The organism is Kocuria cellulosilytica, from assembly GCF_040981245.1.
Lineage (GTDB): Bacteria > Actinomycetota > Actinomycetes > Actinomycetales > Micrococcaceae > Kocuria > Kocuria cellulosilytica.
This window is the reverse complement of record NZ_JAVFWZ010000006.1, coordinates 161,880-183,838: the sequence shown is the minus strand read 5'-3', so window position 1 is coordinate 183,838 and position 21,959 is coordinate 161,880. Positions and strand designations below refer to the sequence as shown.

Below are 21,959 nucleotides of genomic sequence, written 5' to 3'. Positions count from 1 at the left end.
GCGTGCCGGGCGTCACCTGCGGCTGTCCTAGACTGACGCCATGGCTGATACCACCGCAGAGACCACCGAGTACCGCATCGAGCACGACACCATGGGCGAGGTCCGCGTTCCCGCGAACGCGCTGTACCGCGCGCAGACCCAGCGGGCGGTCGAGAACTTCCCCATCTCGGGCAAGCCGCTCGAGCCCCAGCACATCGTCGCGCTGGCGCAGATCAAGAAGGCCGCCGCCAAGGCGAACGCGGAGCTGGGGGTGCTCGACGACGAGCGCGCCCGGGCCATCGCGGACGCCGCGGACAAGGTCGCCACGGGGCAGTACGACGAGCACTTCCCGATCGACGTCTTCCAGACCGGCTCCGGGACGTCCTCCAACATGAACACCAACGAGGTGCTGGCGACCCTCGCCAACCAGGCGCTCGAGGGCACGGACGTCGAGGTCCACCCCAACGACCACGTCAACGCCTCGCAGTCCTCCAACGACGTCTTCCCGACCTCCGTGCACGTGGCCGTCACGGGCGCGCTGGTCAACGACCTGGTCCCGGCCATGACGCAGCTCGCCGAGTCCCTCGAGAGGAAGGCCGCGGAGTTCCGGGACGTCGTGAAGTCCGGGCGCACCCACCTCATGGACGCCACCCCGGTCACCCTGGGCCAGGAGTTCGGCGGCTACGCCGCGCAGGTGCGCTACGGCATCGAGCGCGTGCAGTCCTCGCTGCCGCGCGTGGCCGAGGTCCCGCTGGGCGGCACGGCGGTGGGCACCGGCATCAACACCCCCGCCGGCTTCTCCGCCCGCGTGATCGAGCTGCTCGCCGAGGAGACCGGGCTGCCCATCACCGAGGCCCGCAACCACTTCGAGGCCCAGGCCAACCGGGACGGCCTGGTCGAGGCCTCCGGCCAGCTGCGCAACGTGGCCTACAGCTACATGAAGATCAACAACGACCTGCGCTGGATGGGCTCCGGCCCCAACACCGGCCTGGGCGAGATCCTGATCCCCGACCTCCAGCCCGGTTCCTCCATCATGCCCGGCAAGGTCAATCCGGTGATCTGCGAGTCCACCATCCAGGTCTGCGCGCAGGTGATCGGCAACGACACCACGGTCTCGCTGTCCTCCACCAACGGCGCGTTCGAGCTCAACGTGGGCATCCCGGTCATGGCCTCGGCCCTGCTGGAGTCGATCCGGCTGCTCGCGAACTCCTCGCGCGTGATGGCGGAGAAGATGATCGACGGGCTCGAGGCGAACACGGAGCGCTGCCGCTTCCTCGCCGAGGCGTCGCCGTCCATCGTGACCCCGCTGAACAAGGCCATCGGCTACGAGGCCGCCGCGAAGATCGCCAAGCACGCCGTGGCGAACAAGATGACGGTGCGGGAGGCGACCATCGCCCTGGGCTACGTGGAGGACGGCCGGCTCACCGAGGAGCAGCTGGACCGGGCGCTGGACGTCACCACCATGACGGGCCCCAACGCCTGAGCCGCCGCTCCCCGCGCCGAGGGGTCGCGCCCGCCAGGAGGATCCTGTGCGGACGCGACCCCTCGCGTCGTACCGCGGCGGCTCGCGCGCCGGAGCGGGTCAGGAGGTCACGGCCGGGCCGGACTCGTCGGACTTGGAGAGCTCCTTGATGAACTCGTGGCACTTCCGGGCACGCTCGGCGTCCTGGTTCATCACCTGCTCGAAGAACTCGGCGATGTCGTCGCGGCCGGCGTTGCGGGCGTCCCGCACGTACTGGCCGTAGTCGTGGCCTGCTTTGAGCGAGTGGTACTGCACGGAGACCAGGTCGTAGGTCACGTCGTCGAAACCGGTCTGTCCTGCGGGCATGTCGTTCCTCCTTGCTCGTTGGTGCTCGTCGGGTGGACGTTTCCGAGTCTAGGAACGTGTGCTCCGCCCCACAAGTAAGCACACTGTGTTTCTCGTGGGGTCCTGGGGGCGCGCCCGGCGGGAACGAGGTCGGGGCTCAGACCACGAAGCGGGCGCGGCCGTCGTGGGCGAGCGCCGCGTCGAGCCGGGCCCGCTGGTGCGGTGGCAGCGGCGGGGTGTCCTCGGGGGCGAACCAGCCGACCTCGAGCGACTCGTCGTCGTTGACGCGGGCCTCGCCGGAGACCCAGCGGCAGCGGAACGTGTGGTCCAGGAACTGGCAGCGGTCCCCGTTCGGGTACCGCACGGGCTCCCCCGCCTTGATCGCCACGAGGTCCTCCACGACGGCGACGACGCCGGTCTCCTCGAGGCACTCCCGCACCGCCGTGACCGCCGGCTCCTCGCCGGGCTCCACGATCCCGCTCACCAGTCCCCAGTTGCCGTTGTCGCTGCGCCTGGCCAGCAGCACCCGCCCGTCGTCGCGCAGCACCACGGCGGTGACGGCCGGCAGCCACAGGAGGTCGTGGCCGATCTTCTCCCGGAGGGACAGGACGAACTCGGGGGTGGGCATGCGGGCTCCTCGTGCAGGGTCGCCGGTCGGTGGGGTCCGGCCCATTCTGGCAGGCCGGCACGGGTCACAGCAGCAGGAGGACGCCGAGGGCCCCGGTGATCATGGCGGGGCCGAACGCCGCCCGGGAGCCGGCGTCCACCCGGCGCAGCGCCACCAGCACGGCCCCGGCCAGGCCGCCGAGCACGAACCCGGCCGCCGCCCCGAGCACGGCGTGCCAGACGGAGGCGAAGCCCAGGCACATGCCGAGCAGCCCGGAGAGCCGGACGTCGCCCATGCCCATCCCGGCCGGGTGCAGCAGCCGGAGCAGGACGTAGAGCCCGCCCACGACCACCAGGCCCCACAGCATCCACAGCAGCCGGACGGGCTCGCCGGCCACGACCGCCGCCGCGCCCAGCAGCACCGCGCACACGGGGTAGAGCGGGCGCACCACGCGGCCGGGCAGGCGGTGCTCCCGCACGTCCGTGCGCCACAGCCACGCGCACGCGGCCGTGAGCACGGCGGTGCCGAGCACCGCGAGCGCCGCGGCGGTCCAGCCGGCGGCGTCCCCGCGGGCGAGCTGCTCGGTCAGGAAGGTGCTCACACCGGGCATCGTAGCCCCGGTCCCCGCGCCGGGCGGGACTCCTGTGGACGTCCGGGGCCGCTCCCTAGACTGGGCCCATGTCCCGCTCCCCCGTGCCCGCGCCCACCGACCCGGACGAGTTCCGGGCCCTGAGCCGTTCCTCGCCGTGGCGCTGGGACACCGTGCGCTTCGTCCTGTCCTGGCCGGTCCCGGACGGCACCGTGCCCCGCGAGCCCGTCCGGGCCTGGGTCCGCCGCCCGGACGCGCTGCGCGTCGAGGCCCTGGACGGCACCCCGCTGTACACGGCCGGCACGCGGGAGCAGTCGCTCGACGACTTCTACGTCGCCTCGACCCCGGCCTCGTGGCTGCTGGCGCCGCGGCTCGTGGCCCCGGTGTACACGGACTCCGGGCTCGTGGAGCGCCGGCCCGAGGCGGCCTACGGGGACCCCGTGTTCGGCGGCGGACGCTGGCAGGCCATCCTCGACCCGGTCGAGCTGGCCGGGGACGCCCCCGTGCCGCCCTACCTCCCGGAGCGGCAGCCCTGCACGGTCGAGGACGTCAGCACCGGCACCCACCACGGGCGGCGGGTGCGCGGCGCGGTGGTGGTCCCCGGCCACGCCTACGCGCCGATCACTCCGGGGCACCCCCTCGCCCCGGCCCGCACCCGGGTGCTCCTCGACGAGCGGACGGCGATCTGCGTCCGCTCCGAGGTGCTCGAGGGGCCGCTGGCCGGCACGGGCCACGACCTGCTCATCGAGGCCGTGGACGAGGACCTCATCGACGACCTCTTCGCCTCGGTGCGCCTGGACCTCACGGACGTGAGCCGGCACCTGCCCTGGCCCGTCGGCCCCTGAGGCCGCTCGGACCCCCGGCGCCCCCGAGGTTCCGGAGGGCCTCGGCACGTCCGGGCCCCACCGCCCGGGGACGGCGGCGGGGTCCCGGACGGGGAGCCGGGGCTCAGCCGTCCAGGTCGCCCAGCACCTCCGTGACGAGGGCGGCGATCGGCGAGCGCTCCGAGCGGGTCAGCGTGACGTGGCCGAAGAGCGGGTGGCCCTTGAGCGCTTCGACCACGGCGGTCACCCCGTCGTGGCGGCCCACCCGGAGGTTGTCGCGCTGGGCGACGTCGTGGGTCATGACCACCTTGGAGTTCTGCCCGATCCGGGAGAGCACGGTGAGCAGCACGTTCTTCTCGAGGGACTGGGCCTCGTCCACGATCACGAAGGCGTCGTGCAGGGACCGGCCGCGGATGTGCGTGAGCGGCAGCACCTCGAGCATCCCCCGGTCGAGCACCTCCTCGACCACCTCCTGCGAGACCAGCGCCCCGAGGGTGTCGAAGACGGCCTGGCCCCACGGGTTCATCTTCTCCTCCTCGGAGCCGGGCAGGTAGCCGAGCTCCTGGCCGCCCACCGCGTAGAGGGGCCGGAAGACCATGACCTTGCGGTGCTCGCGGCGCTCCATCACCGTCTCCAGTCCCGCGCACAGGGCCAGGGCGGACTTGCCGGTGCCCGCGCGCCCGCCCAGCGAGACGATGCCCACCTCGGGGTCCAGCAGGAGGTCGATCGCGAGGCGCTGCTCGGCGGAGCGCCCGTTGACGCCGAAGACGTCCCGGTCGCCGCGGACCACCCGGGCGGAGCCGTCGGCGCGGACCCGGGCCAGGGCGCTGCCGCGCACGGAGTGCAGGGTCAGGCCGGTGTTGGCGGGCATCCCGCCGGTGCCCGGGACCACCACGGCCTCGCCGCCGTAGAGCCGGTCCACGACGTCGTCGGGCACGTCGAGCGCGGCGGTCCCGGACCACTCGACGTCGGAGCCGACCCACTCGGCCCGGTACTCCTCGGCCTCGAGGCCCAGGGCGGAGGCCTTGACCCGCATCGGCAGGTCCTTGGAGACGATGCACACGTCCTTGCCCTCGTTGGCGAGGCTCAGGGCCACGGCCAGGATCAGGGAGTCGTTGTCCTTGAGCCGGAAGCTCACCGGCAGGACGGTGTCCGAGACGTGGTTGAGCTCCACCACGAGGCTCCCGCCCTCGTCGCCCAGGGGCACGGGCCGGTTGAGCCCGCCGTGCTCCACCCGCAGGTCGTCCAGCAGCCGCAGCGCCTGCCGGGCGAAGTAGCCCAGCTCCGGGTCGTGCCGCTTTCCCTCGAGCTCCGTGATCACGATGACGGGGAGCACCACCTGGTGCTCGGCGAAGCGCAGGATCGCCCGGGGGTCGGACAGCAGCACCGAGGTGTCGATCACGTAGGAGCGCACCCCGGCGCCCAGGGGGGCGGTGATGTCGACGATGCGCTCCTGCTTCTTGGAGATGCTCATGGCGGCCCTTCCTCTCCGGTGCGGTGGGCGGCGTCCGCGCCGTCCACCTGAGGACAACGTATGCGGACCGGCCCCACCATGCGAGCAGAAACGGTGAACGGCGCGGAAATTGCCCGCGACGACCCGGGACGACCGCGGCGACGCCGGCGAGGCACGACGTCGGGGGCCGGCGGCAGGGCCGGCGACAGCACCGATGACAGGGGACGACGACGGGCGCGGCCGGGTCCGCTCAGCCGCCGAAACGCCGCTGCCGGGACGCGTAGTCGCGCAGCGCCCGCAGGAAGTCCACGCGCCGGAAGTCCGGCCACAGCGCCTCGCAGAAGTAGTACTCGCTGTAGGCGGACTGCCACATGAGGAACCCGGACAGCCGCTGCTCCCCGGAGGTGCGGATCAGCAGGTCCGGGTCCGGCTGCCCGCGCGTGTAGAGGTGCTGGGAGATGTCCTCCACGGACAGGCTCTGCGCGAGCTCCCGCACGTCCGTGCCGGCCTCGAGCGCCTCCGTGAGCACCTCCCGCACGGCGTCCACGATCTCCTGCCGGCCCCCGTAGCCGACCGCGATGTTCAGGTGCGGTCCGGCGTTGCCCGCGGTGCGCTCCGTGAGGTCGGCCAGGCAGTCCGCGAGCCGCGGCGGCAGCATCTCGAGGGCGCCGACGGGCTGGGCCCGGCAGATGCCGGCCTCGGTGAGGGTGTCCATGAGGTCGGAGATGATCTCGAGCAGGGGCTCCAGCTCGGCGGCCGGGCGCTTGAGGTTCTCGGTGGAGAGGATGTAGAGGGTGACCACCTCGATGTCCAGCTCCCGGCACCAGCCGAGGAACTCGACGATCTTCTGCGCCCCGGCCTTGTGCCCGTCCGCGGTCGAGGCGCCGAACTGCTTGGCCCACCGCCGGTTGCCGTCCACGAGGACGCCGACGTGCTTGGGCAGCCGCCGCGGGTCGAGGCCGGTGGAGAGCCTGCGCTCGTAGAACCGGTAGAGCGGCCGTGGCTTGGGCATCTGTGCTTCCTCCCGGGTTCGCGCGCACGGTGTCGGTGGTGGTCCCGGACGTGGTGGGGGCCACGGCGCCGGACGTGGCGGCCGTCACGGACCCGGCCGGCTCTCGGGGACGCCTCCTAAACTACCCGGTGGGAGACCGGTCGGACTCACGCACAGCACGCCGGAAGGATCATCATGGAGCACTCGCACGGCGCCGTCGGCCGGGCCGCCGGTCGCGTCGAGCAGGCGGTCGAGCACCGGATCGAGGACCTCGTGGAGCGCAAGCCCGCGTGGCGGGGCTGGATCCACGCGAGTTTCACGCCCGTCGTCGTCGTCCTGGGTCTCGTGGCCATCCTGCTGGCGCCCAGCGCCGAGCTGCGGATCGCGTGCGCCGTGTACGGCGGAACGGGCATCCTGCTGTTCGGCGTGTCGGCGATCTACCACCGCGCCTACTGGCCCCGGCGGCTGCACATGGTCCTGCGCCGGATGGACCACTCGAACATCGCGCTGCTGATCGCCGGCACCTACACGCCGCTGGCCGTCGCGCTGCTGGCCCCGGCGCAGTCCCGGCTGCTGCTCGTCGTGATCTGGTCCTGCGCCGCCGCCCTGGTGGCCTTCCGGCTGCTGTGGACCCTCGCGCCCCGCTGGCTGTACACCCCGCTGTACGTGGTGATGGGCTGCCTGGCCCTGTTCTACCTCCCGCAGTTCTGGCAGGCCAGCCCGCCGGCCGCCGCGCTCACCGCCGCCGGCGGAGTGGCCTACATCACCGGGGCCGTGGTGTACGGCACCCGGCGCCCGCGGCTGCTGCCCGAGGTGTTCAGCTTCCACGAGGTCTTCCACGCCTTCACGGTGCTGGGCTTCGTGCTGCACTACGTGGCGATCATGCTCGCGATGCTCAGCTGAGCGGGTCCGCCCCGGCCAGCTGCTCCTGGAGCTCCGCGACCGAGTGCACGGGCGCGCGGCAGGCGAAGTCCCGGCACACGTACACCGTGAACCGCCCGCCGAGCGCGGCCTTCCCGCGGGCCGAGCCCGGCGCCCCCGGGGCGTCGGCGTCCACCACGCGCGTGCTCAGCACCGCGGCGGGGCCCACGGCCCGCCGGGCCGCGAGCTTGTCCTCGGCGGTCCCGCCGGCGAGCACCACGTGCGCCGGGGCGGAGCCGAGCTCGGCCCGCACGGCCAGGGCCCGGCCGGCGCTGCGGGGCGAGCGGCGGGCCAGCAGCTCCAGGGGCCCCAGCAGGGCGGGGACCGCCCCCAGCCGGTGCTCGTCCTCCTCGAGGGCCCACAGCTCCACGAGCACCGCGGCGAGCACGGCCGTCCCGGCCGGGGTGACGTCGTCGAGGGGCTCCGCCCGCCCGGAGCTGCCCGCCGCGAGCAGCGGCGCCGGGACGTCCGCCAGGTCGGACCAGACCCGCTCCGGCCCGCCGTCCGGGCCGGGGTGCGAGAACCGCTCCGCGGCGACGTCGGCGAGCTCCCGGGCCCGCTCGTACCAGGGCGTCGCCCCGGTGGCCCGGTAGAGCGCGAGGAAGCCCTCGGCGACCATCGCGTAGTCCTCGAGCAGGCCCTCGATCGAGCGCTCCGCCGAGCCCGCGTGGCTGGTGCGCGCCAGGCTCCGGCGGGACGCGTCCCAGTGCACCGCCCACAGGTGCGCTGCGGCCTCCTCGGCGGCGAGCACGAGCGCCGGGTCCTCCAGCAGCACCCCGGCCTCCGCGAGCGCGGTGACCGTCATCCCGTTCCAGCCGGCCACGACCTTGTCGTCCCGGGCCGGGGCGGGGCGCCGGGAGCGGGCGGCCGCGAGCTCGGGGCGGGCGTCGTCCCACAGCGCCTGGTCGGCCCCGCCCAGGACCCGCCCGGGGTGCAGGGGCTGCGGGGCCCCGGCCGCCACGCCCATGAGGTCGGCCACGGCCGTGCCGCGGTCGGCGCCCAGGACCTCGCGCAGCTCCGACCGGCTCCACACGTAGAACGCGCCCTCGCCGCTGTGCACGTCCCCGTCCGCGGAGACCGTGTCCGCGTCCAGGGAGGACGCGAACGCCCCGCCGGGCAGGCGCAGCTCCGCCAGCAGGAACCCGGCGGTGTCCGCGGCGGCCCGCGCGTGGCCGGCGCCGGGGTCCGCGACCGCGGCCCGCGCGCAGGCCCGCAGCAGCTGGGCGTTGTCGTAGAGCATCTTCTCGTAGTGCGGCAGGGACCACTCTCGGGTCACGGAGTACCGGTGGAAGCCTCCGCCCACGTGGTCGAACAGCGCGGAGCCGCACATCGCGCCGAGGGTGCGCCCGAGCAGGCCCCGCGCCCGGTCCGCGGTCCGCGGGGCCCCGCCGGCGGCGAGCCGCTCCAGCAGGAGCAGCACCGTGGAGGGCGGGAACTTGGGGGCGCCGCCGAAGCCCCCGTGCGCGGGGTCCTCGTCCGCCAGGAGCACGTCCAGTGCCGCGGAGGCCAGGTCCGGCCCGTCCTCCTCCGGCTCCCCGCTCGCCGGCACGGTCACGGCGGCGCCGGCGAGGGCGGAGCGCAGGTCCTCGGCCTGCCCGGCGATGGCCCGGGCGACCGTGTCCGCGGCCTGCTCGAGCTCGTCCCGGCGGGTCGACCACGCGGTGGCCACGGCCTCGAGGACCTGCCGGAAGGACGGCATGCCGTGCGCGGGCCGCGCCGGGAAGTACGTGCCCGCGTGGAACGCCCGCCCGTCCGGGGTGAGGAACGCGCTCATGGGCCAGCCGCCCTGGCGGGTGATCAGCTGCGTGGCCACCATGTAGGTGGCGTCCACGTCGGGGCGCTCCTCGCGGTCCACCTTGACGGGCACGAAGTGCTCGTTGAGGTAGGCGCCGACCTCGGGGTCCTCGAAGGACTCGTGGGCCATCACGTGGCACCAGTGGCAGGCGGCGTAGCCCACGGAGAGGAACACCGGCACGTCGCGGCGGGCCGCCTCGGCGAACGCGGCGGCGTCGAACGGCTGCCAGTCCACGGGGTTGTCCGCGTGCTGGCGCAGGTAGGCGGAGGACTGTCCGGTCAATCGGTTGGCCACGGGAGCTCCTCGGATCTCGGGTCCTGCACACGGGCCCGCGGACGGGCCCCGGTCTCAGCCGCGCCGGTCGGGGCCCTCCGGCCCCTCGGCCGGCGCCACCGGGTCTCCCCCTGCGCCCCGGGCCCCGGCGCTCCCGGCGCCGTCGTCCCGGGCGTCCCCGGCGGTCCGGGTGTCGTCCGCCCCGGCGTAGCCGCCCACCCGCTCCTGGGCGGCCCGGCGCTCGGCGTACTCCGCACGGTAGCGCAGACGGCGGTTGCGGCGGTTGAAGTCCCGCACGAGGAAGATGACGGCCACGGCCAGGAGCAGCGTCATGAGGAAGCCCAGCACGCCGGGGGTCACCTGGCTCGGGTCCAGGCCGGGGCGCAGGGTGCCCTCGTCGATCGGGTTGGGCGCCATCGCCGGCAGCAGGGCGAGCGCGTTCAGCACGGTGCTCATCGCGGCGTTCAGCCCGCGATCCCGGCGAACAGGTCGTGCTCCGGCAGCTCGGTGGGCACCCGGGACTCGGCGAGCACGTAGTCCTCCCACGGCCACACCTCGGACTGCAGCTCGGCGGAGACGGCGAAGAACATCCCGTCCGGCGCCACCTGGGTGCGGTGGCTGCGCAGCGCCTCGTCCCGCAGCGGGAACGTGTCCGGGCACCGCACCTTGGTGGTGGTCTCGTGCCGGGGGGCCGGTGGGCGGTGGCCCTCGGGGTCGCTCTCCTGCAGCATCGCGATCCGGGCCGCGTACGGGGACTGCAGGCCCCGCTCCTCGAGGGCCTCGTGCAGGGCCACGAAGCGCTCCAGGTTGAACGCCCGGTCGTAGTAGAGCTTCTGCGGGGTCCACGGCTCGCCGAGACCTGGGTACCGCTCCGGGTCCCCGGCCGCGCGGAACGCCTCGACGGAGACGTTGTGCGTCTGGATGTGGTCCGGGTGCGGGTAGCCGCCGTTCTCGTCGTAGGTGAGGATCACGTGCGGCCGGAACCGGCGCACGAGCCGGACCAGGGGCGCGGCGGCGCGCTCGAGCGGCTGCAGCGCGAAGCAGCCCGGCGGCAGCGGCGGCAGCGGGTCCCCCTCGGGCAGGCCGGAGTCCATGAAGCCGAGCCAGCGGTGGCGGACGTCCAGCGCCGCGGCCGCGTGCGCCATCTCGTGCCGGCGCAGGCCGGTCAGGTCCCGCTCGGCGTGCGGGTGGCCCTCCATCTCGGCGTTGAGGATCGACCCCCGCTCCCCACCGGTGCACGTGGCCACCATGACCTCGACCCCCTGCCGGACGTAGTGGGCCATGGTCGCGGCGCCCTTGCTCGACTCGTCGTCGGGGTGGGCGTGGACGGCCAGCAGGCGCATCTCTGACAGGGAGGTCACTCGGGGAATCCTCTCGGGAACGGTCGGGGGAACGGGACGCGGCCGGTGCGGGCACGGGCCGCCGCCCATTTTACGCGTTCGCCGGGCGGGCCCGCGCCCGGGATGCTCCCAGGGGTCTCGGCTACAGTGGCCGGGCGGCGGCCGGCTCCGGCGCCGCCGCTCCCGCCCCCGAGACCCGAGGCCGCCGTGTCCACCGACTCCCCAGACCTGCTCTCCGACCGCTACGGAGCCCCCCGCCGCGAGCGCCGCATCGGGCCGCGCAGCTGGATCGGGCTCGCGGCGGCGGCCACCGTGCTGACGGCCGTGTTCGTCGTCTGGGTGGTGACGGCCCGGCAGGGCGCCCCCACGTTCAAGGACATCGGCTTCGAAGTGGTCTCGGAGGCCCGGGCCACGGCCGACTTCGAGCTCACCAAGCGCCCCGGGGACGTGGTGACGTGCGCGGTGCAGGCGCTCAACCAGGAGTACGCGGTGGTGGGCTGGGCCGAGGTGACCGTCGGGGCCGTGCCCGCGGAGCGGCTGAGCGAGGGCGGGACGAGCTCCCACCGGGCGGCCGTGCGCACCACGAACCTGGCGACCACCGCGGTCGTGGACTCCTGCTGGGTCGAGGAATGAGCCGCGCGGCGCCCGGGGCGCCCGGGGCGCCCGTGTGTCGCCGCCGACACCGTTCTTTGGGCTTGTCCGCCCGCCCCGCCTAGACTGGGCACCAGGACTCCCCGTCCCCGGCAGCCGGACACCGTCCGAACGGACGACCTGCACCGGGGCGGGGTCTTTGCGTAGCGGGCCCCTGCACCACCGGCGGCCCGCACCGCCGTCCCGGTCCGCCGCGGACCCGCCCGGACTCCCGGGCGGGCAGCCGCGGCCCGACCGACCGTCCACCGAGGAGAGAATGTGACCACCACGAACAAGACCGGCGCCTGGCTCACCCAGGAGGCCTACGACCGCCTGAAGAAGGAGCTCGACCACATCTCCGGCCCGTACCGGCAGGAGATCGTGGAGCGCATCGACCAGGCCCGCTCGGAGGGCGACCTCAAGGAGAACGGCGGCTACCACGCCGCCCGCGAGGAGCAGAGCAAGAACGAGGGGCGCATCGTCCACCTCAAGAACCTGCTCGAGAACGCCCAGGTCGGCGAGGCCCCGGCGGACGACGGCGTGGTCGAGGCCGGCATGGTCGTCACCGCCGAGATCGCCGGCGAGGCGATGACCTTCCTCATCGGCTCCCGCGAGGTGGCCGAGGACCTGGCCGCCGGCAGCGACCTCGAGGTCTTCTCCGAGAAGTCCCCCATGGGCTCCGCGATCTCCGGCCACCGGGTCGGCGACGAGCTGTCCTACACCGCGCCCAACGGCAAGGACATCCCGGTCAAGATCCTGGACGCCAAGCCGTTCAAGGGCTGAGGCCCCGGTGACGACCCACTGGCTGCGCAGTCCCGGTCCCGGCACCAAGGTCCTGCTGGTCCTGACGGTGGTGCTCGGGGCCGCGGCCGTCGTGCTGCACTTCACGGGCCAGGGCGACCCGGCCGCGAGCGAGCCCGGCAGCCTGCGCAACATCTTCGTCTTCGCGACGTTCGTCAGCGCGTTCGCCACCTACCTCACCGGCCGGCGCCGCTCCTGACGCCGCGCCCGCCCACGACGGCGCCGGTCCCCGCGGGGACCGGCGCCGTCGTCGTCCGTGGCCCGGGACCGGGCCCCGCGCGCGGTCAGTGCACGACGACGGGGTGGTAGCCCTCCGCCTCGAGCGCCCGGAGGACCTGGCGGCAGTGCTCGTGGCCCTTGGTCTCCATGTCGATGGTGATGGACACGTCCCCCAGGCTGAGCGAGCCGCCGATCCGGGTGTGGTCCACGCCGGTGACGTTGGCGTCCTGGACCGCGATGAGCTGGGAGATGCGCGCGAGCTCGCCCGGGCGGTCGGTGAGCATCATCTTGATGGTCATGTACCGGCCGGCCGCGGAGAGGCCCCGCTGGATGACCTTGAGCATGAGCATGGGGTCCACGTTGCCGCCCGAGAGCACCACCACCGTGTTCCCGAGGTCCGGGTACGCGGCCTGCAGGCGGCCGTCCAGCAGAGCCGCGACGCCGACGGCGCCGGCCGGCTCCACCACGAGCTTGTTGCGCTCGAGCAGGAAGATCAGCGCCTGGGCGAGGGAGTCCTCGGAGACCGTCACGACGTCGTCGGTGAGCTCCTTGATGATGCTGAACGGCAGCTGCCCCGGCTTGCCCACGGCGATGCCGTCCGCGATGGTCGAGACCCGGTCCAGGGTCACGAGTGCGTCCCCCGCGAGGGAGGGCGGGTAGGCGGCCGCGTTCTCGGCCTGCACGCCGATGAGCCGGATCGGCCGGCCCAGCTGCTCGGCCCGGGCCTTGACCGCCACCGCCACGCCGGCGAGCAGCCCCCCGCCGCCCACACCGGTGATGACGGTGTCGACGTCGGGCACCTGCTCGAGCACCTCGAGCCCGAGCGTGCCCTGTCCGGCCACGATGTCCGCGTGGTCGAAGGGGTGGACGAACACCGCTCCGGTGGCGGTGGCGTGGCGCTGGGCCTCGGCGAGCGCCTCGTCCACGGTGGTGCCGTGCAGGATCACCTCGGCCCCGTGGTCCTGGGTCGCGGCGATCTTGGGCAGGGCCGCGCCCAGGGGCATGTAGATGCGCGCGGTGATGCCGAGCTTGGCCGCGGCGAGGGCCACTCCCTGGGCGTGGTTGCCGGCGGAGGCCGCCACGACGCCCCGGGCCTTCTCCTCGTCGGTGAGCTTGGCCATCCGCACGTAGGCGCCGCGGACCTTGAAGGAGCCGGCGCGCTGGAGGTTCTCGGCCTTGAGGTTGACCTCGGAGCCGACCAGTCGGGACAGCGCCCGGGAGTGGGCCACCGGCGTCCGGTCGATCACGCCCTCGAGGAGCGCGGCGGCGTCCTGGATGTCGGCGAGGCGGACGGGCAGTTCGGCCAGGCTCACGGTGCGTCTTCTTTCCCGGTCGGGGCGTGGGGCGGGACCGCGGCGGGCCGCTGGGCCCGCCCACGGTGAGCGCCCGCCGGCGGCGGGCGCGGTCCTCATCCTAGTCGTTGCCCGGTGGCCGCTCGGGCGCGGCCGGGAGCCCCCCACCGGCACCGTTGCCGCCGGCCCCGCGGCCGGTGCGCCGGCCCGCTCCCGCCGCGGCCCGGGCGCGGTCGTCCCGGCGGCCGCGCTTGAGGGCGGCCTGCAGCCGTTCCTTGGCGCGGGTCCGGCGGAAGCGCTGGAGCTGGGCCATGACCTGGTCGCGGGTGAGGTCGTTGCGGCGCGCGTGCTTCTTGATCTCCCACGGGAAGTAGTACGGCTCCCACGGGATCTCGTCGTCCGCGCGCCACGCGCCGTTCACGAGATAGCGCACCACCGTGTTGAGGAAGGCCATCAGCGGCACGGCGAAGAGCGCCCCGGTGATGCCGAAGAGGATGGTGCCGGACGCCACGGCCAGGAACACCGCGAGGGGGTGCAGGGAGACGGCCCGCCCCATCACGAGCGGCTGCAGGACGTTGGACTCGATCTGCTGCACCAGGAGCACCACGGCGAGCATGGCCAGGGCGGTGCCGAAGCCGTCGGCCACGAGGGCGACGAGCACCGCCACGATCCCCGTGACCACGGCGCCCACGATCGGGATGAAGGAGCCCAGGAACACCAGGATGCCGATGGGCAGCGCGAGCGGGACGCCGAGCAGGGCCGCGCCGAGCCCGATGCCCACCGCGTCCACGAAGGCCACGAAGCCCTGGACCCGCGCGTACTGCACGAGCGAGGTCCAGCCCCGGCGGCCGGCGCCGTTGACGGCCCGCCGCGCGCTGACCGGGAACAGCCGGACCAGGAAGAGCCAGATCCGCTCCCCGTCCATCAGGAAGAACAGCAGGGTGAAGAGCATGATGATGATGCCGGTCAGCACGTTGCCCGCCGTCGAGCCGAAGGACATGGCGCCCGAGAGGATGGCCTCGCTGTTGTCCTGGACCGTGGTGCCGAGGTCGTCGATCCAGTCGTTCACGCTGTCGGCGCTGAGGTTCAGGGGCCCGTCCTCGAGCCAGCCCAGGAGCTGCTGCGTGCCGACCACCACGTTCTCGGACAGCTGCGCGAAGCCCAGCACGATCTGCCGGCCGGCGAGCACCAGCAGGCCCGTCACGAGCCCGATGAGCAGGAGCACCGCGAGGCCCGAGGCCAGGCCCGCCGGCACGTGCCGGCCCCGCAGCCACTTCACCAGCGGGAACAGGAGCCCGGCGAGCAGGCCCGCGATGAGCACGGGGATGATGACCACCGTGATCGTGGAGAGCATGTAGCCGAGCAGCCCCACGGCCGCGAGGATGATGATGAGCCGCCACGACCACGCCGCGGCGACCCGCACGGAGACCGCGACCCCTCCCGCGGCGTTGCCGTGCAACGGGGGGAGCTCGTTGCTCGGCCCGGGCAGCGGAGGCCGCTCGGCGTCGTGCGAAGTCGAAGGCATGAAGACATCTTGGCACGCCCGTGCGACCGGCCGGCGACGCCCGGCCGGGGCCCGGGACGCCCCGGGACGCCGCTCCTGCCCGCGGCGCGCGCACGGTGGAAGACTGGCGGCATGTCACGCACGTTCCTCCGCGTCCTCGCCCAGCGCCGGCCGGCGCCCGCCCTGACCCCGGACGCCCCTCCGCGGGAGGAGCTGGAGGCCGTGCTCCGCGCCGCCGCGGGCACCGCGGCCGCCGAGCCGGGGCTGAGCTGGCGGGTGGCCGTGACCACCCGCCGCTCCGCCCCGGAGCTCGCGGCGGCACTGGCGGGGATGACCCGGGTGCCCAACATGTCGGCGCCGTTCCCACGGCTCAAGAGCAAGCAGCTGCGCCGGCTCGCGGCGTTCCGGGGCGCCCTGAAGTGGGCAAGCACGGGCGGGTTGGGCTGCGCCCTCGTCTTCAGCCCCGACGACGCCCTGGGCCTCTCCCGCAAGGAGCAGCTCAACGCGGCGCACGGGGCCCGCCCGCTGCTCGAGGCCGCGTTCTGGGCGGCCGGCTGGGGCACCGTGTGGGCCGAGCGCGACGGCGCGCGCGAGGACGCGGTCCGCGCCTTCTACGGGCTGGCCGCGGAGGAGAAGCTCCTCGGCTGGCTGTTCGTGGGCCGCCCGCCCCGCGGCGTGGCGGCCGAGCACGCGGCCACCCGGCCCACCCCCGGGCCCCGGATCTCCTACCACTGAGGCCCGGCCTGCGCCCGCGCGCCGGGGCACGACGACGGCCCGGCCCCGCGGTGGGCGGGTGCCGGGCCGTCGTGGGCGGCGCTGGGCCGGAGCGGAAGGACCTAGTTCGAGGTCATCTCCCGGATGATCGCCAGGATGCGCAGGATCTCGATGTAGAGCCACACGAGCGTGACCGTGAGGCCGAAGGCCGCGGACCAGGCCATCTTCTCCGGGACGCCGACCTCGACGCCGCGCTTGATGTTCTCGAAGTCGAGCACGAAGCTGTACGCGGCCAGCAGGATGGCGATCGCGCCGATGGCCAGGCCCAGCCAGGGGCCGAGCGGGCTGTCGGTGCGGATGTTGAAGCCGAACAGCAGGACCGCGCCCAGGTTGACGAGGGCGAACACGAAGTAGGCCATGAGCGCGACCATGAAGATCTTGGTCGCCCGCGCGGAGGCCCGCAGCTTGCCCGAGCGGAAGAGCACGAGCACGGAGCCGAACACCGCAAGGGTGCCGATCACGGCCTGGACGGCGATGCCCGGGTACATGGCCTCGAACATCTGCGAGATGCCGCCGAGGAACATGCCCTCGAACAGGCCGTAGGCCAGGATCAGGGCCGGCGAGGGCTGGCGCTTGAACGCGTTGACCAGGCCCAGGACGAGACCGATCAGGGCACCGGGGATGGTGAGGATCGGCATGATCCAGCCGGCGAGCGCGCCGACGACCACGGCGCCGAGCACCGTGGCGGTGCGCATGATGACGTCGTCGTAGGTCATCCGGCCGGTCTGGTTGGTCCCGGCGGCCGGGGCGTTGTACATCGAGTCGAGGCGCTCGGCCGAGTACGGGGCGCCCTGCTGCGGCCGGCCGTAGCCGCCCTGCTGGTAGCCCGTCTGCCCGTAGCCGGGCTGCTGCTGGTAGGGGGTTCCGTAGGAGTTCTGTCCGTACTGGTTCCCGGAGGGCTGGGCGCTGCCTGCGCCAGGCTTCGAGAAATCGCGGAGAAGCGGGTTACCGCCGGCCATTGAGGGGTCCTTCCGTGGCACTGATGTGCGAGATGTGCCTCCAGGGTAGCAACGGGAACCGCACGGAAGCAGGAGAACTGCTGTGCTTAAGCCGAGGGCGTGCGCGCCGCCCGGTGCGCGGCCCCAGGAGAGCGGACAGACAGGTCTTTGCGGTTGCACACATGCTGGGGGGAACGACCGTCGTCCCGCTCCGGAGGCCCGTCATGCCCGAGTCCGCCGCCCACTGGGTGCCGCTGGCCGCGATCCCGGTCCTGCTCGCCGTCGGCTCCCTGGCCGTCCTGCAGTGGAGCCGCTACCTCGGCGCCATCGGCCGGCTGCGCCGCGCGCAGGCCTCCCCGGGCACATCCCCGGGCGCCGCCCCCGCCCCGCACACCGCCGCGTGGCTCGAGCACCGCAGCGCCGAGCACTACCGCCGGGCCTACCGCCTCACCTGGGCGGTGGCCGGGGTGCTCGCCGTGGGCCTGGGCGCCGCCGTGCTCGCGGGCTGAGCCGGGGCGCGCACCGGTGGTCCAGCTGCCCGGAGCCGTCCTCCTCTACGGCTGCCTCCTCGTCGCCGGGTCCGGCGCCACGGCCCTGTGGAGCCTGGTCCAGGCCGCGCTCGACCTCGCGCCGGCCGCGCGCCGCCGCTCCCCCGCCGTCCGCGCCACGGCCCGCGCCGCCGCCCGGAGCCACCTGGGCCGCGCCACGTCCGCGACCGCCGTGGCCCTGCTGGCCGCCGGCGTCCCGTCGCTGCTGCAGCACCTGCGGTGGCTCGCCGTGCTGGTGGGAGCCGTCTGACCCGGTCCGGCCGGGCCGCCCCGCGGACCTCGGAGCGTCACACTTCGTGATGAAGCCGTGATCTTGACTTAGATCTATTCGCATCGATTTGCATGTGAGAACCTGTTCCGGGATCCCCCCACCCCCCCCAGGAGTTCGCCCATGCAACGATCCATGCTCGCCCCCACCCTGTCCGCTCTCACCCTGGCCCTCGTGCTGGCTCCCCTCGCGCCCGCGACGGCCTCCCCCGCCGAGAACGCCACGAGCCTGCGCCCCCAGCAGCTCAGCGGCGAGGCCCCTCCGGAGATCACCGACCGGATGATCGTCAAGTACCGCACCCCCGTCAGCGAGGCCGAGTCGGAACGGGCCGTCGAGGACGCCGCCGCCGAGGCCGACGTCCCGGAGGCCGAGGAGACCACCGAGGTCCGCACCACCGGCGACGGCGCGGCCGTCGTCGAGCTGGCCGGCGAGGTCTCGACCGACCAGGCCGAGAAACTCGCCGACGAGCTCACCAAGGACCCGGCCGTGGCCTACGCCGAGCCCGACCGCCTCGTGTCCACCGCCCGGATCCCCGGCACGGACGAGGCGGAGCCGGAGGGCATGGGCTCCGTCGCCGCGACCGCCACCGACCCGGGCGTCCCGTCCCTGTGGGCCCTCACCAACCTGCGGGCCTTCGAGGCGTGGGACACCGCCACCGGCAAGGGCGTCACGGTCGGGGTCGTCGACACCGGCTTCGCCAACCACCCGGACCTGGACTCCCAGACCATCGGCGGCTACGACTTCGTCTCCACCGCCGCCCTCGGCAACGACGGCAACGGCCGGGACACCGACGCCCGCGACCCGGGCACCTACTCCACGGCCGGGCAGTGCTACAGCGGCTCCGCGGCCACCAACTCCATCTGGCACGGCACGCACGTGGCCGGGACCGTGGCCGCCAAGCGCGACAGCTACGGCACCGTCGGCGTCGCCCCCGACGCGACCCTGCTCAACGCCCGCGCCCTGGGCGCGTGCGGCTACGGCTACGTCTCCGACATGGCCGACGCCGTGCGGTGGCTGGCCGGGGACCCCGTGGCCGGGGCCCCCGCCCCGCGCAAGCGCGCCGACGTGATCAACATGTCCCTGTCCATGGGCGGGGCGTGCTCGCCGACCCTGCAGAACGCCATCAACACGGCCTGGTTCCGGAACATCCCCGTGGCCGTGGCCGCGGGCAACAGCGGCCGCCCGGCGATCGAGTACGCCCCGGGCAACTGCTACAACGTGATCACGGTCGGCGCCATCGGCTCCGACCGGGTCCGGGCCAGCTACTCCAACCACGGCGGCGCCGTGGACATCTACGCCCCGGGCCACCACATCCTCTCCGCCGGCAACACCGGCCGGACCACGCCGGTGGCGCCCAACAGCCGCTTCGACTACGGCACCTCGATGGCCACTCCGCACGTGGCCGGCACCCTGGCCCTGCTCAAGCAGAAGAACCCGACGCTGAGCTCCGACCAGTACAAGCAGCTGATCCTGGACTCCGGGGACGTCTGGTCCACCCTGCCCGGGGGCAAGACGCTGAACTCCCACGACGCCCTCTGGATCACGAAGCCCGCCGTGACCGCGGCACCGGCCGCGCCGACGCCGACCTACACCACCAAGGGCGCGATCGGCTCGCTGTACCAGCGGATCAAGAGCGAGACGGGCGCGCCGACCTCGCACGAGCAGCCCATCGCCGGCGGGGTCCGCCAGACCTTCACGAAGGGCACGATCTACTGGACCTCGGCCACCGGCGCCCACTGGGTGCGCGGCGGGATCGAGTCCGCGTACAAGCGCAACAGCACCGCCGCGGGCGTCCTGCGCTTCCCGCGCTCCGACGAGAGGTCCAACGGCATCGGCGGGGCCTACCAGCTGTTCCAGAACGGGCGGATCCTGTGGTCCTCCCGCAGCGGGTCCCACGCCCTGACCGGGGACATCGACCGGACCTACGCCGCGGCGGGCAGCGAGAAGGGCGCTCTCGGGTATCCCACCGCGGACCGGCGGGGCAACGGCATCGGCGGGTACTACCAGACCTTCCAGAACGGGCGGATCCTGTGGAGCTCCGCCCACGGGGCGCACGCGATCACCGGGGCCACCAGCGCCGCCTACTCCCGGGCCGGCAGCGAGCAGGGCTCGCTGGGCTATCCCACGGCCGCGGCCGTCTCCGACGGCCGGGGAGGCACCTCCCAGTCCTTCCAGCGGGGCAGGATCGTCTGGAGCGCCGCCGCCGGGGCGCACCCCCTCAAGGGCTCGATCGGCGGGCGGCACGACCGCTCCGGCGGCACCGCCGGCCCGCTGGGCCACCCGACGTCCGACGAGGCGCCCACCGGCACGGGCGGCGTCTACCAGGTGTTCCAGAACGGCCGGATCTACTGGAGCCCCAGCACCTACGCCCAGGAGATCAAGGGCTCGATCGGCCGGTCCTACCTCGCGCTCGGCGGCACGAAGAGCCGCCTGGGCTTCCCCCGGACGGGGGAGATCACCCGCGCCGACCGGTCCGTGGTGCAGTACTTCCAGGGCGGCTCCATCACCTGGAGCCCCGGCGGGAAGATCCGGATCGACTACCGCTGATCCGGCACCGTCCCCGCAGCGGCCCCGCTCCGTCCTCGGAGCGGGGCCGCTCCGTCCTCGGAGCGGGGCCGCTGCGCGTCCGGGCCCGGGTGCGGGGTGACAGTGGGGAGGTGTCCTCTTCCGCAGCCGTTGCGGACGCCGACGGCGGACCCGGCCGACCCCGCGCGCCGCCGGACCGCCGCGGAGGGCAGTAGAGTCGCCCCATGGGTGATGTGCCGTACGAGCTGATGGATGCCACACAAGCCGCCGACGCGCTCGACGCCTACCTCGCCGAACGCGACCCGGCGCTCCAGCGCCTGCGCGCAGCGCTGGCCGGACACGGCATGGACCCGTCCGAGATGCTCGAGGGCTCCGTCTACTCCGTCTCCCCGCTGTGGGCCTGGATCTCCGCCCGGGCCGCCGAGCTCGGCACGGCCGCCCACTCCCTGACCGAGGATCCGACCCGGCCCGGCTGGCCGTCCTGGGCCCGGCACGGCCGGCTCGTGGACCCGCACCCACCGGCCGCCACGATCACCCTCGTCGACGGCTTCGTCTCCTACCTCGGCCAGGTCCTCGCCACCGCCGTGCCGCAGGCGACCTGGCAGGTCGGCGAGCACATCATGGCCGACCACCCGCTGCTGAACTACCCGGTGCTCGGCACCGACCACCACCACCTCTTCCTCCCCGGCCTGCCGCTCTACAGCGCCTACCAGTCCGCCCACGGACGTGCCCCGATGAGTGGGACCGAGATGCTCGCCCACACCCGCCGCACCATCGACGCCCTCCAGGGGGACGGTCCGGAGGCGACAGCCCTGCAGGAGCCGCTGGTGACCGTGGTCGCCGAGCTGGACTGCTTCGACGTCGGGCTGCGCGAGGACATCCCCGCCCAGCACCCGGGCCTGGTGGAGCACCTGATCGCCGAGCTGTGCGACCGCGACGGCGTCACCTCCGTCCACCGCTACGGGCCCGCCGCCCTGGTCGTCGACGTCCCGGACTGGGACGAGCTGCGGGTCAAGATGTGGTGCACCCTGTGGCTGCAGCGCCACCTGCCCCGGTAGCCCCGCCCAGGGACCGGCGCCGGTCCCGTCCTGTTCACCAGGACACAGCCATCAGCCCAGCACCGGCCACAGCAGCGCCGGCAGCACCACCGCCAGCACCGGGGTCGTCCACGGCGTCCCCGGGCTCACCACGAGCTCTCCTCCCGCCCCGTCCTGCTCTCCGTCCTGCTCACCGCGTCGCCCCACGAGCCGGCGGACGTCCGCGGCGGGCGTCCATGACGCGCGCGTGCTCCATCTCCATCCGGCCGTGGATCAGCGCGGTCGTGCCGAGGACCGGCCAGGGCGAGAGGGCCGACGCCGGCCCGAGGAGGATCAGCAGCAGCAGCGGGAGCGCCCATCCCAGCACCGCGGCGCCCCAGCCCAGGCAGAGACCGGCCTGGGCCTGGGTGACGTAGTCGTAGGCGGCCGGCAACGGGTCCGGGTCCCCCTCGGCTTCCCGTCTCGCGTGCTTGACGTGGGTGCGCTGGACCGCGATGAAGCACACCCCCAGGGTGAGCAGCCCCAGCACGGCGTTGGAGAACCCGTAGCCGCCGACGGCCACCATCCAGTCCAGCGCCGCCTCGAGGACCTCGTCGGCGACGAAGGTCCACAGGAACCACGCGGCGATCCACCACAGCCACGTCCGGGCCTTCTTCGGCGCCGTGGGCTCTCCGGCCTCCGGTTCCACGGGCATCGGCTCCCCCGTCCGCCTCGTCGTGGACCCCAGCGTAGCGACGGGGAGCCCGTCGTGTCCGTCCGCAAACATGCGCCGGCCGACCGTGGTGTCCGTGTCCCTCTCCGCCTGTCCCGCCCCGCCCCCTGCTCGCATCCTGGCACGCCGGC

The 21,959-nt window shown here is 74.0% G+C and carries 24 protein-coding genes; 11 read left to right on the top strand and 13 right to left on the bottom strand.

What is annotated here, in order from left to right:
* The first annotated feature begins 40 nt into the window (after positions 1–40).
* Positions 41–1,462: a class II fumarate hydratase gene (locus RCG67_RS11115; protein ID WP_368826242.1), complete on the top strand. Its 1,422-nt coding sequence runs from the start codon at positions 41–43 to the stop codon at positions 1,460–1,462.
* Between the two features lie 99 nt (positions 1,463–1,561).
* Here RCG67_RS11115 and RCG67_RS11110 read toward each other — a convergent pair whose 3' ends face one another.
* The 3 genes from RCG67_RS11110 to RCG67_RS11100 form a co-directional block, all read right to left on the bottom strand.
* On the bottom strand, positions 1,562–1,807 hold the full coding sequence (locus RCG67_RS11110) for an acyl carrier protein (protein WP_368826241.1): 246 nt from the start codon (positions 1,805–1,807) through the stop codon (positions 1,562–1,564).
* A gap of 136 nt (positions 1,808–1,943) precedes the next feature.
* Positions 1,944–2,414 (bottom strand): NUDIX hydrolase, encoded by a 471-nt coding sequence (locus tag RCG67_RS11105; RefSeq protein WP_368826239.1) that lies wholly within the window; start codon positions 2,412–2,414, stop codon positions 1,944–1,946.
* A 64-nt stretch (positions 2,415–2,478) separates the two neighbouring features.
* Entirely contained in the window at positions 2,479–3,003 is a 525-nt protein-coding gene (locus RCG67_RS11100) for a prepilin peptidase (RefSeq protein WP_368826237.1), read from the bottom strand.
* Between the two features lie 68 nt (positions 3,004–3,071).
* Between RCG67_RS11100 and RCG67_RS11095 the strand changes: the two genes are divergently transcribed.
* Complete coding sequence (locus tag RCG67_RS11095; RefSeq protein ID WP_368826235.1) at positions 3,072–3,827, top strand: hypothetical protein; 756 nt, start codon at positions 3,072–3,074, stop codon at positions 3,825–3,827.
* 103 nt (positions 3,828–3,930) lie between these two features.
* On the opposite strand, the gene phoH2 is transcribed toward RCG67_RS11095, so the two are convergent.
* The gene (gene phoH2 / locus RCG67_RS11090; protein ID WP_368826234.1) at positions 3,931–5,280 is read right to left on the bottom strand and encodes an RNA 5'-3' helicase PhoH2; all 1,350 of its coding nucleotides are present in this window, start codon (positions 5,278–5,280) and stop codon (positions 3,931–3,933) included.
* A 229-nt stretch (positions 5,281–5,509) separates the two neighbouring features.
* Positions 5,510–6,271 (bottom strand): isoprenyl transferase, encoded by a 762-nt coding sequence (locus RCG67_RS11085; RefSeq protein WP_058874396.1) that lies wholly within the window; start codon positions 6,269–6,271, stop codon positions 5,510–5,512.
* 174 nt (positions 6,272–6,445) lie between these two features.
* On the opposite strand from RCG67_RS11085, the gene trhA reads away from it, so the two are divergent.
* Positions 6,446–7,153, top strand: coding sequence for a PAQR family membrane homeostasis protein TrhA (trhA, locus tag RCG67_RS11080; RefSeq protein WP_368826232.1), 708 nt, complete (start codon positions 6,446–6,448; stop codon positions 7,151–7,153).
* Here trhA and RCG67_RS11075 read toward each other — a convergent pair.
* From RCG67_RS11075 to mca, 3 genes are read right to left on the bottom strand one after another with little or no spacing between them, the layout of a single operon-like run.
* Positions 7,146–9,260, bottom strand: coding sequence for a thioredoxin domain-containing protein (locus RCG67_RS11075; protein ID WP_368826230.1), 2,115 nt, complete (start codon positions 9,258–9,260; stop codon positions 7,146–7,148). The two genes, trhA and RCG67_RS11075, sit on opposite strands and share 8 nt — an antisense overlap.
* Positions 9,261–9,314: 54 nt before the next feature.
* Entirely contained in the window at positions 9,315–9,695 is a 381-nt protein-coding gene (locus RCG67_RS11070) for a hypothetical protein (protein ID WP_368826229.1), read from the bottom strand.
* A gap of 8 nt (positions 9,696–9,703) precedes the next feature.
* A complete protein-coding gene (gene mca, locus RCG67_RS11065; RefSeq protein WP_368826320.1) occupies positions 9,704–10,582 on the bottom strand; it encodes a mycothiol conjugate amidase Mca in 879 nt (292 codons plus the stop codon).
* Positions 10,583–10,786: 204 nt separating this feature from the next.
* Between mca and RCG67_RS11060 the strand changes: the two genes are divergently transcribed.
* The 3 genes from RCG67_RS11060 to RCG67_RS11050 all read left to right on the top strand — a co-directional run bounded on the left by RCG67_RS11060 (position 10,787) and on the right by RCG67_RS11050 (position 12,209).
* Entirely contained in the window at positions 10,787–11,212 is a 426-nt protein-coding gene (locus RCG67_RS11060) for a DUF4307 domain-containing protein (protein WP_368826228.1), read from the top strand.
* Between the two features lie 276 nt (positions 11,213–11,488).
* Positions 11,489–11,992 (top strand): transcription elongation factor GreA, encoded by a 504-nt coding sequence (gene greA, locus RCG67_RS11055; protein WP_058874391.1) that lies wholly within the window; start codon positions 11,489–11,491, stop codon positions 11,990–11,992.
* 7 nt (positions 11,993–11,999) lie between these two features.
* Positions 12,000–12,209: a hypothetical protein gene (locus tag RCG67_RS11050; protein ID WP_368826226.1), complete on the top strand. Its 210-nt coding sequence runs from the start codon at positions 12,000–12,002 to the stop codon at positions 12,207–12,209.
* Between the two features lie 85 nt (positions 12,210–12,294).
* Here RCG67_RS11050 and ilvA read toward each other — a convergent pair whose 3' ends face one another.
* Both ilvA and RCG67_RS11040 read right to left on the bottom strand, forming a co-directional pair.
* Positions 12,295–13,542 (bottom strand): threonine ammonia-lyase, encoded by a 1,248-nt coding sequence (gene ilvA / locus RCG67_RS11045; protein WP_368826224.1) that lies wholly within the window; start codon positions 13,540–13,542, stop codon positions 12,295–12,297.
* 100 nt (positions 13,543–13,642) lie between these two features.
* Positions 13,643–15,046, bottom strand: coding sequence for an AI-2E family transporter (locus tag RCG67_RS11040; RefSeq protein ID WP_368826222.1), 1,404 nt, complete (start codon positions 15,044–15,046; stop codon positions 13,643–13,645).
* Positions 15,047–15,157: 111 nt separating this feature from the next.
* Between RCG67_RS11040 and RCG67_RS11035 the strand changes: the two genes are divergently transcribed.
* A complete protein-coding gene (locus RCG67_RS11035; protein WP_368826220.1) occupies positions 15,158–15,760 on the top strand; it encodes a nitroreductase family protein in 603 nt (200 codons plus the stop codon).
* A gap of 101 nt (positions 15,761–15,861) precedes the next feature.
* Here RCG67_RS11035 and RCG67_RS11030 read toward each other — a convergent pair whose 3' ends face one another.
* A complete protein-coding gene (locus tag RCG67_RS11030) occupies positions 15,862–16,758 on the bottom strand; it encodes a Bax inhibitor-1/YccA family protein (protein WP_368826218.1) in 897 nt (298 codons plus the stop codon).
* 203 nt (positions 16,759–16,961) lie between these two features.
* Here RCG67_RS11030 and RCG67_RS11025 point away from each other — a divergent pair, with 203 nt between their 5' ends.
* From RCG67_RS11025 to RCG67_RS11010, 4 genes are all read left to right on the top strand, one after another.
* Positions 16,962–17,246, top strand: coding sequence for a hypothetical protein (locus tag RCG67_RS11025; protein WP_368826216.1), 285 nt, complete (start codon positions 16,962–16,964; stop codon positions 17,244–17,246).
* Positions 17,247–17,262: 16 nt separating this feature from the next.
* Positions 17,263–17,535 carry a hypothetical protein gene (locus RCG67_RS11020; RefSeq protein WP_368826215.1) on the top strand — a complete coding sequence of 91 codons (273 nt, stop codon included), beginning with the start codon at positions 17,263–17,265 and terminating at the stop codon, positions 17,533–17,535.
* A 141-nt stretch (positions 17,536–17,676) separates the two neighbouring features.
* Positions 17,677–20,100 (top strand): S8 family serine peptidase, encoded by a 2,424-nt coding sequence (locus RCG67_RS11015; RefSeq protein WP_368826213.1) that lies wholly within the window; start codon positions 17,677–17,679, stop codon positions 20,098–20,100.
* Between the two features lie 203 nt (positions 20,101–20,303).
* On the top strand, positions 20,304–21,137 hold the full coding sequence (locus tag RCG67_RS11010) for a hypothetical protein (protein WP_368826212.1): 834 nt from the start codon (positions 20,304–20,306) through the stop codon (positions 21,135–21,137).
* Between the two features lie 51 nt (positions 21,138–21,188).
* Here RCG67_RS11010 and RCG67_RS11005 read toward each other — a convergent pair whose 3' ends face one another.
* Positions 21,189–21,323 (bottom strand): hypothetical protein, encoded by a 135-nt coding sequence (locus RCG67_RS11005; RefSeq protein ID WP_368826210.1) that lies wholly within the window; start codon positions 21,321–21,323, stop codon positions 21,189–21,191.
* Positions 21,307–21,810 carry a hypothetical protein gene (locus RCG67_RS11000; protein ID WP_368826208.1) on the bottom strand — a complete coding sequence of 168 codons (504 nt, stop codon included), beginning with the start codon at positions 21,808–21,810 and terminating at the stop codon, positions 21,307–21,309. The genes RCG67_RS11005 and RCG67_RS11000 overlap by 17 nt, the downstream gene beginning before the upstream one ends.
* Positions 21,811–21,959 lie beyond the last annotated feature (149 nt).

What these genes read in the sequence shown, in the direction of transcription:
- RCG67_RS11025 (WP_368826216.1), top strand. Translation starts at nt 16,962, where the DNA reads ATGCCCGAGTCCGCCGCCCACTGGGTGCCGCTGGCCGCGATCCCGGTC.
- mca (WP_368826320.1), bottom strand. Translation starts at nt 10,582, where the DNA reads ATGCGCCTGCTGGCCGTCCACGCCCACCCCGACGACGAGTCGAGCAAG.
- RCG67_RS11095 (WP_368826235.1), top strand. Translation starts at nt 3,072, where the DNA reads ATGTCCCGCTCCCCCGTGCCCGCGCCCACCGACCCGGACGAGTTCCGG.
- RCG67_RS11000 (WP_368826208.1), bottom strand. Translation starts at nt 21,810, where the DNA reads ATGCCCGTGGAACCGGAGGCCGGAGAGCCCACGGCGCCGAAGAAGGCC.
- RCG67_RS11010 (WP_368826212.1), top strand. Translation starts at nt 20,304, where the DNA reads ATGGGTGATGTGCCGTACGAGCTGATGGATGCCACACAAGCCGCCGAC.
- RCG67_RS11040 (WP_368826222.1), bottom strand. Translation starts at nt 15,046, where the DNA reads ATGCCTTCGACTTCGCACGACGCCGAGCGGCCTCCGCTGCCCGGGCCG.
- RCG67_RS11035 (WP_368826220.1), top strand. Translation starts at nt 15,158, where the DNA reads ATGTCACGCACGTTCCTCCGCGTCCTCGCCCAGCGCCGGCCGGCGCCC.
- trhA (WP_368826232.1), top strand. Translation starts at nt 6,446, where the DNA reads ATGGAGCACTCGCACGGCGCCGTCGGCCGGGCCGCCGGTCGCGTCGAG.
- RCG67_RS11015 (WP_368826213.1), top strand. Translation starts at nt 17,677, where the DNA reads ATGCAACGATCCATGCTCGCCCCCACCCTGTCCGCTCTCACCCTGGCC.
- RCG67_RS11070 (WP_368826229.1), bottom strand. Translation starts at nt 9,695, where the DNA reads ATGAGCACCGTGCTGAACGCGCTCGCCCTGCTGCCGGCGATGGCGCCC.
- RCG67_RS11110 (WP_368826241.1), bottom strand. Translation starts at nt 1,807, where the DNA reads ATGCCCGCAGGACAGACCGGTTTCGACGACGTGACCTACGACCTGGTC.
- phoH2 (WP_368826234.1), bottom strand. Translation starts at nt 5,280, where the DNA reads ATGAGCATCTCCAAGAAGCAGGAGCGCATCGTCGACATCACCGCCCCC.
- RCG67_RS11100 (WP_368826237.1), bottom strand. Translation starts at nt 3,003, where the DNA reads ATGCCCGGTGTGAGCACCTTCCTGACCGAGCAGCTCGCCCGCGGGGAC.
- RCG67_RS11085 (WP_058874396.1), bottom strand. Translation starts at nt 6,271, where the DNA reads ATGCCCAAGCCACGGCCGCTCTACCGGTTCTACGAGCGCAGGCTCTCC.
- RCG67_RS11030 (WP_368826218.1), bottom strand. Translation starts at nt 16,758, where the DNA reads ATGGCCGGCGGTAACCCGCTTCTCCGCGATTTCTCGAAGCCTGGCGCA.
- RCG67_RS11105 (WP_368826239.1), bottom strand. Translation starts at nt 2,414, where the DNA reads ATGCCCACCCCCGAGTTCGTCCTGTCCCTCCGGGAGAAGATCGGCCAC.
- RCG67_RS11115 (WP_368826242.1), top strand. Translation starts at nt 41, where the DNA reads ATGGCTGATACCACCGCAGAGACCACCGAGTACCGCATCGAGCACGAC.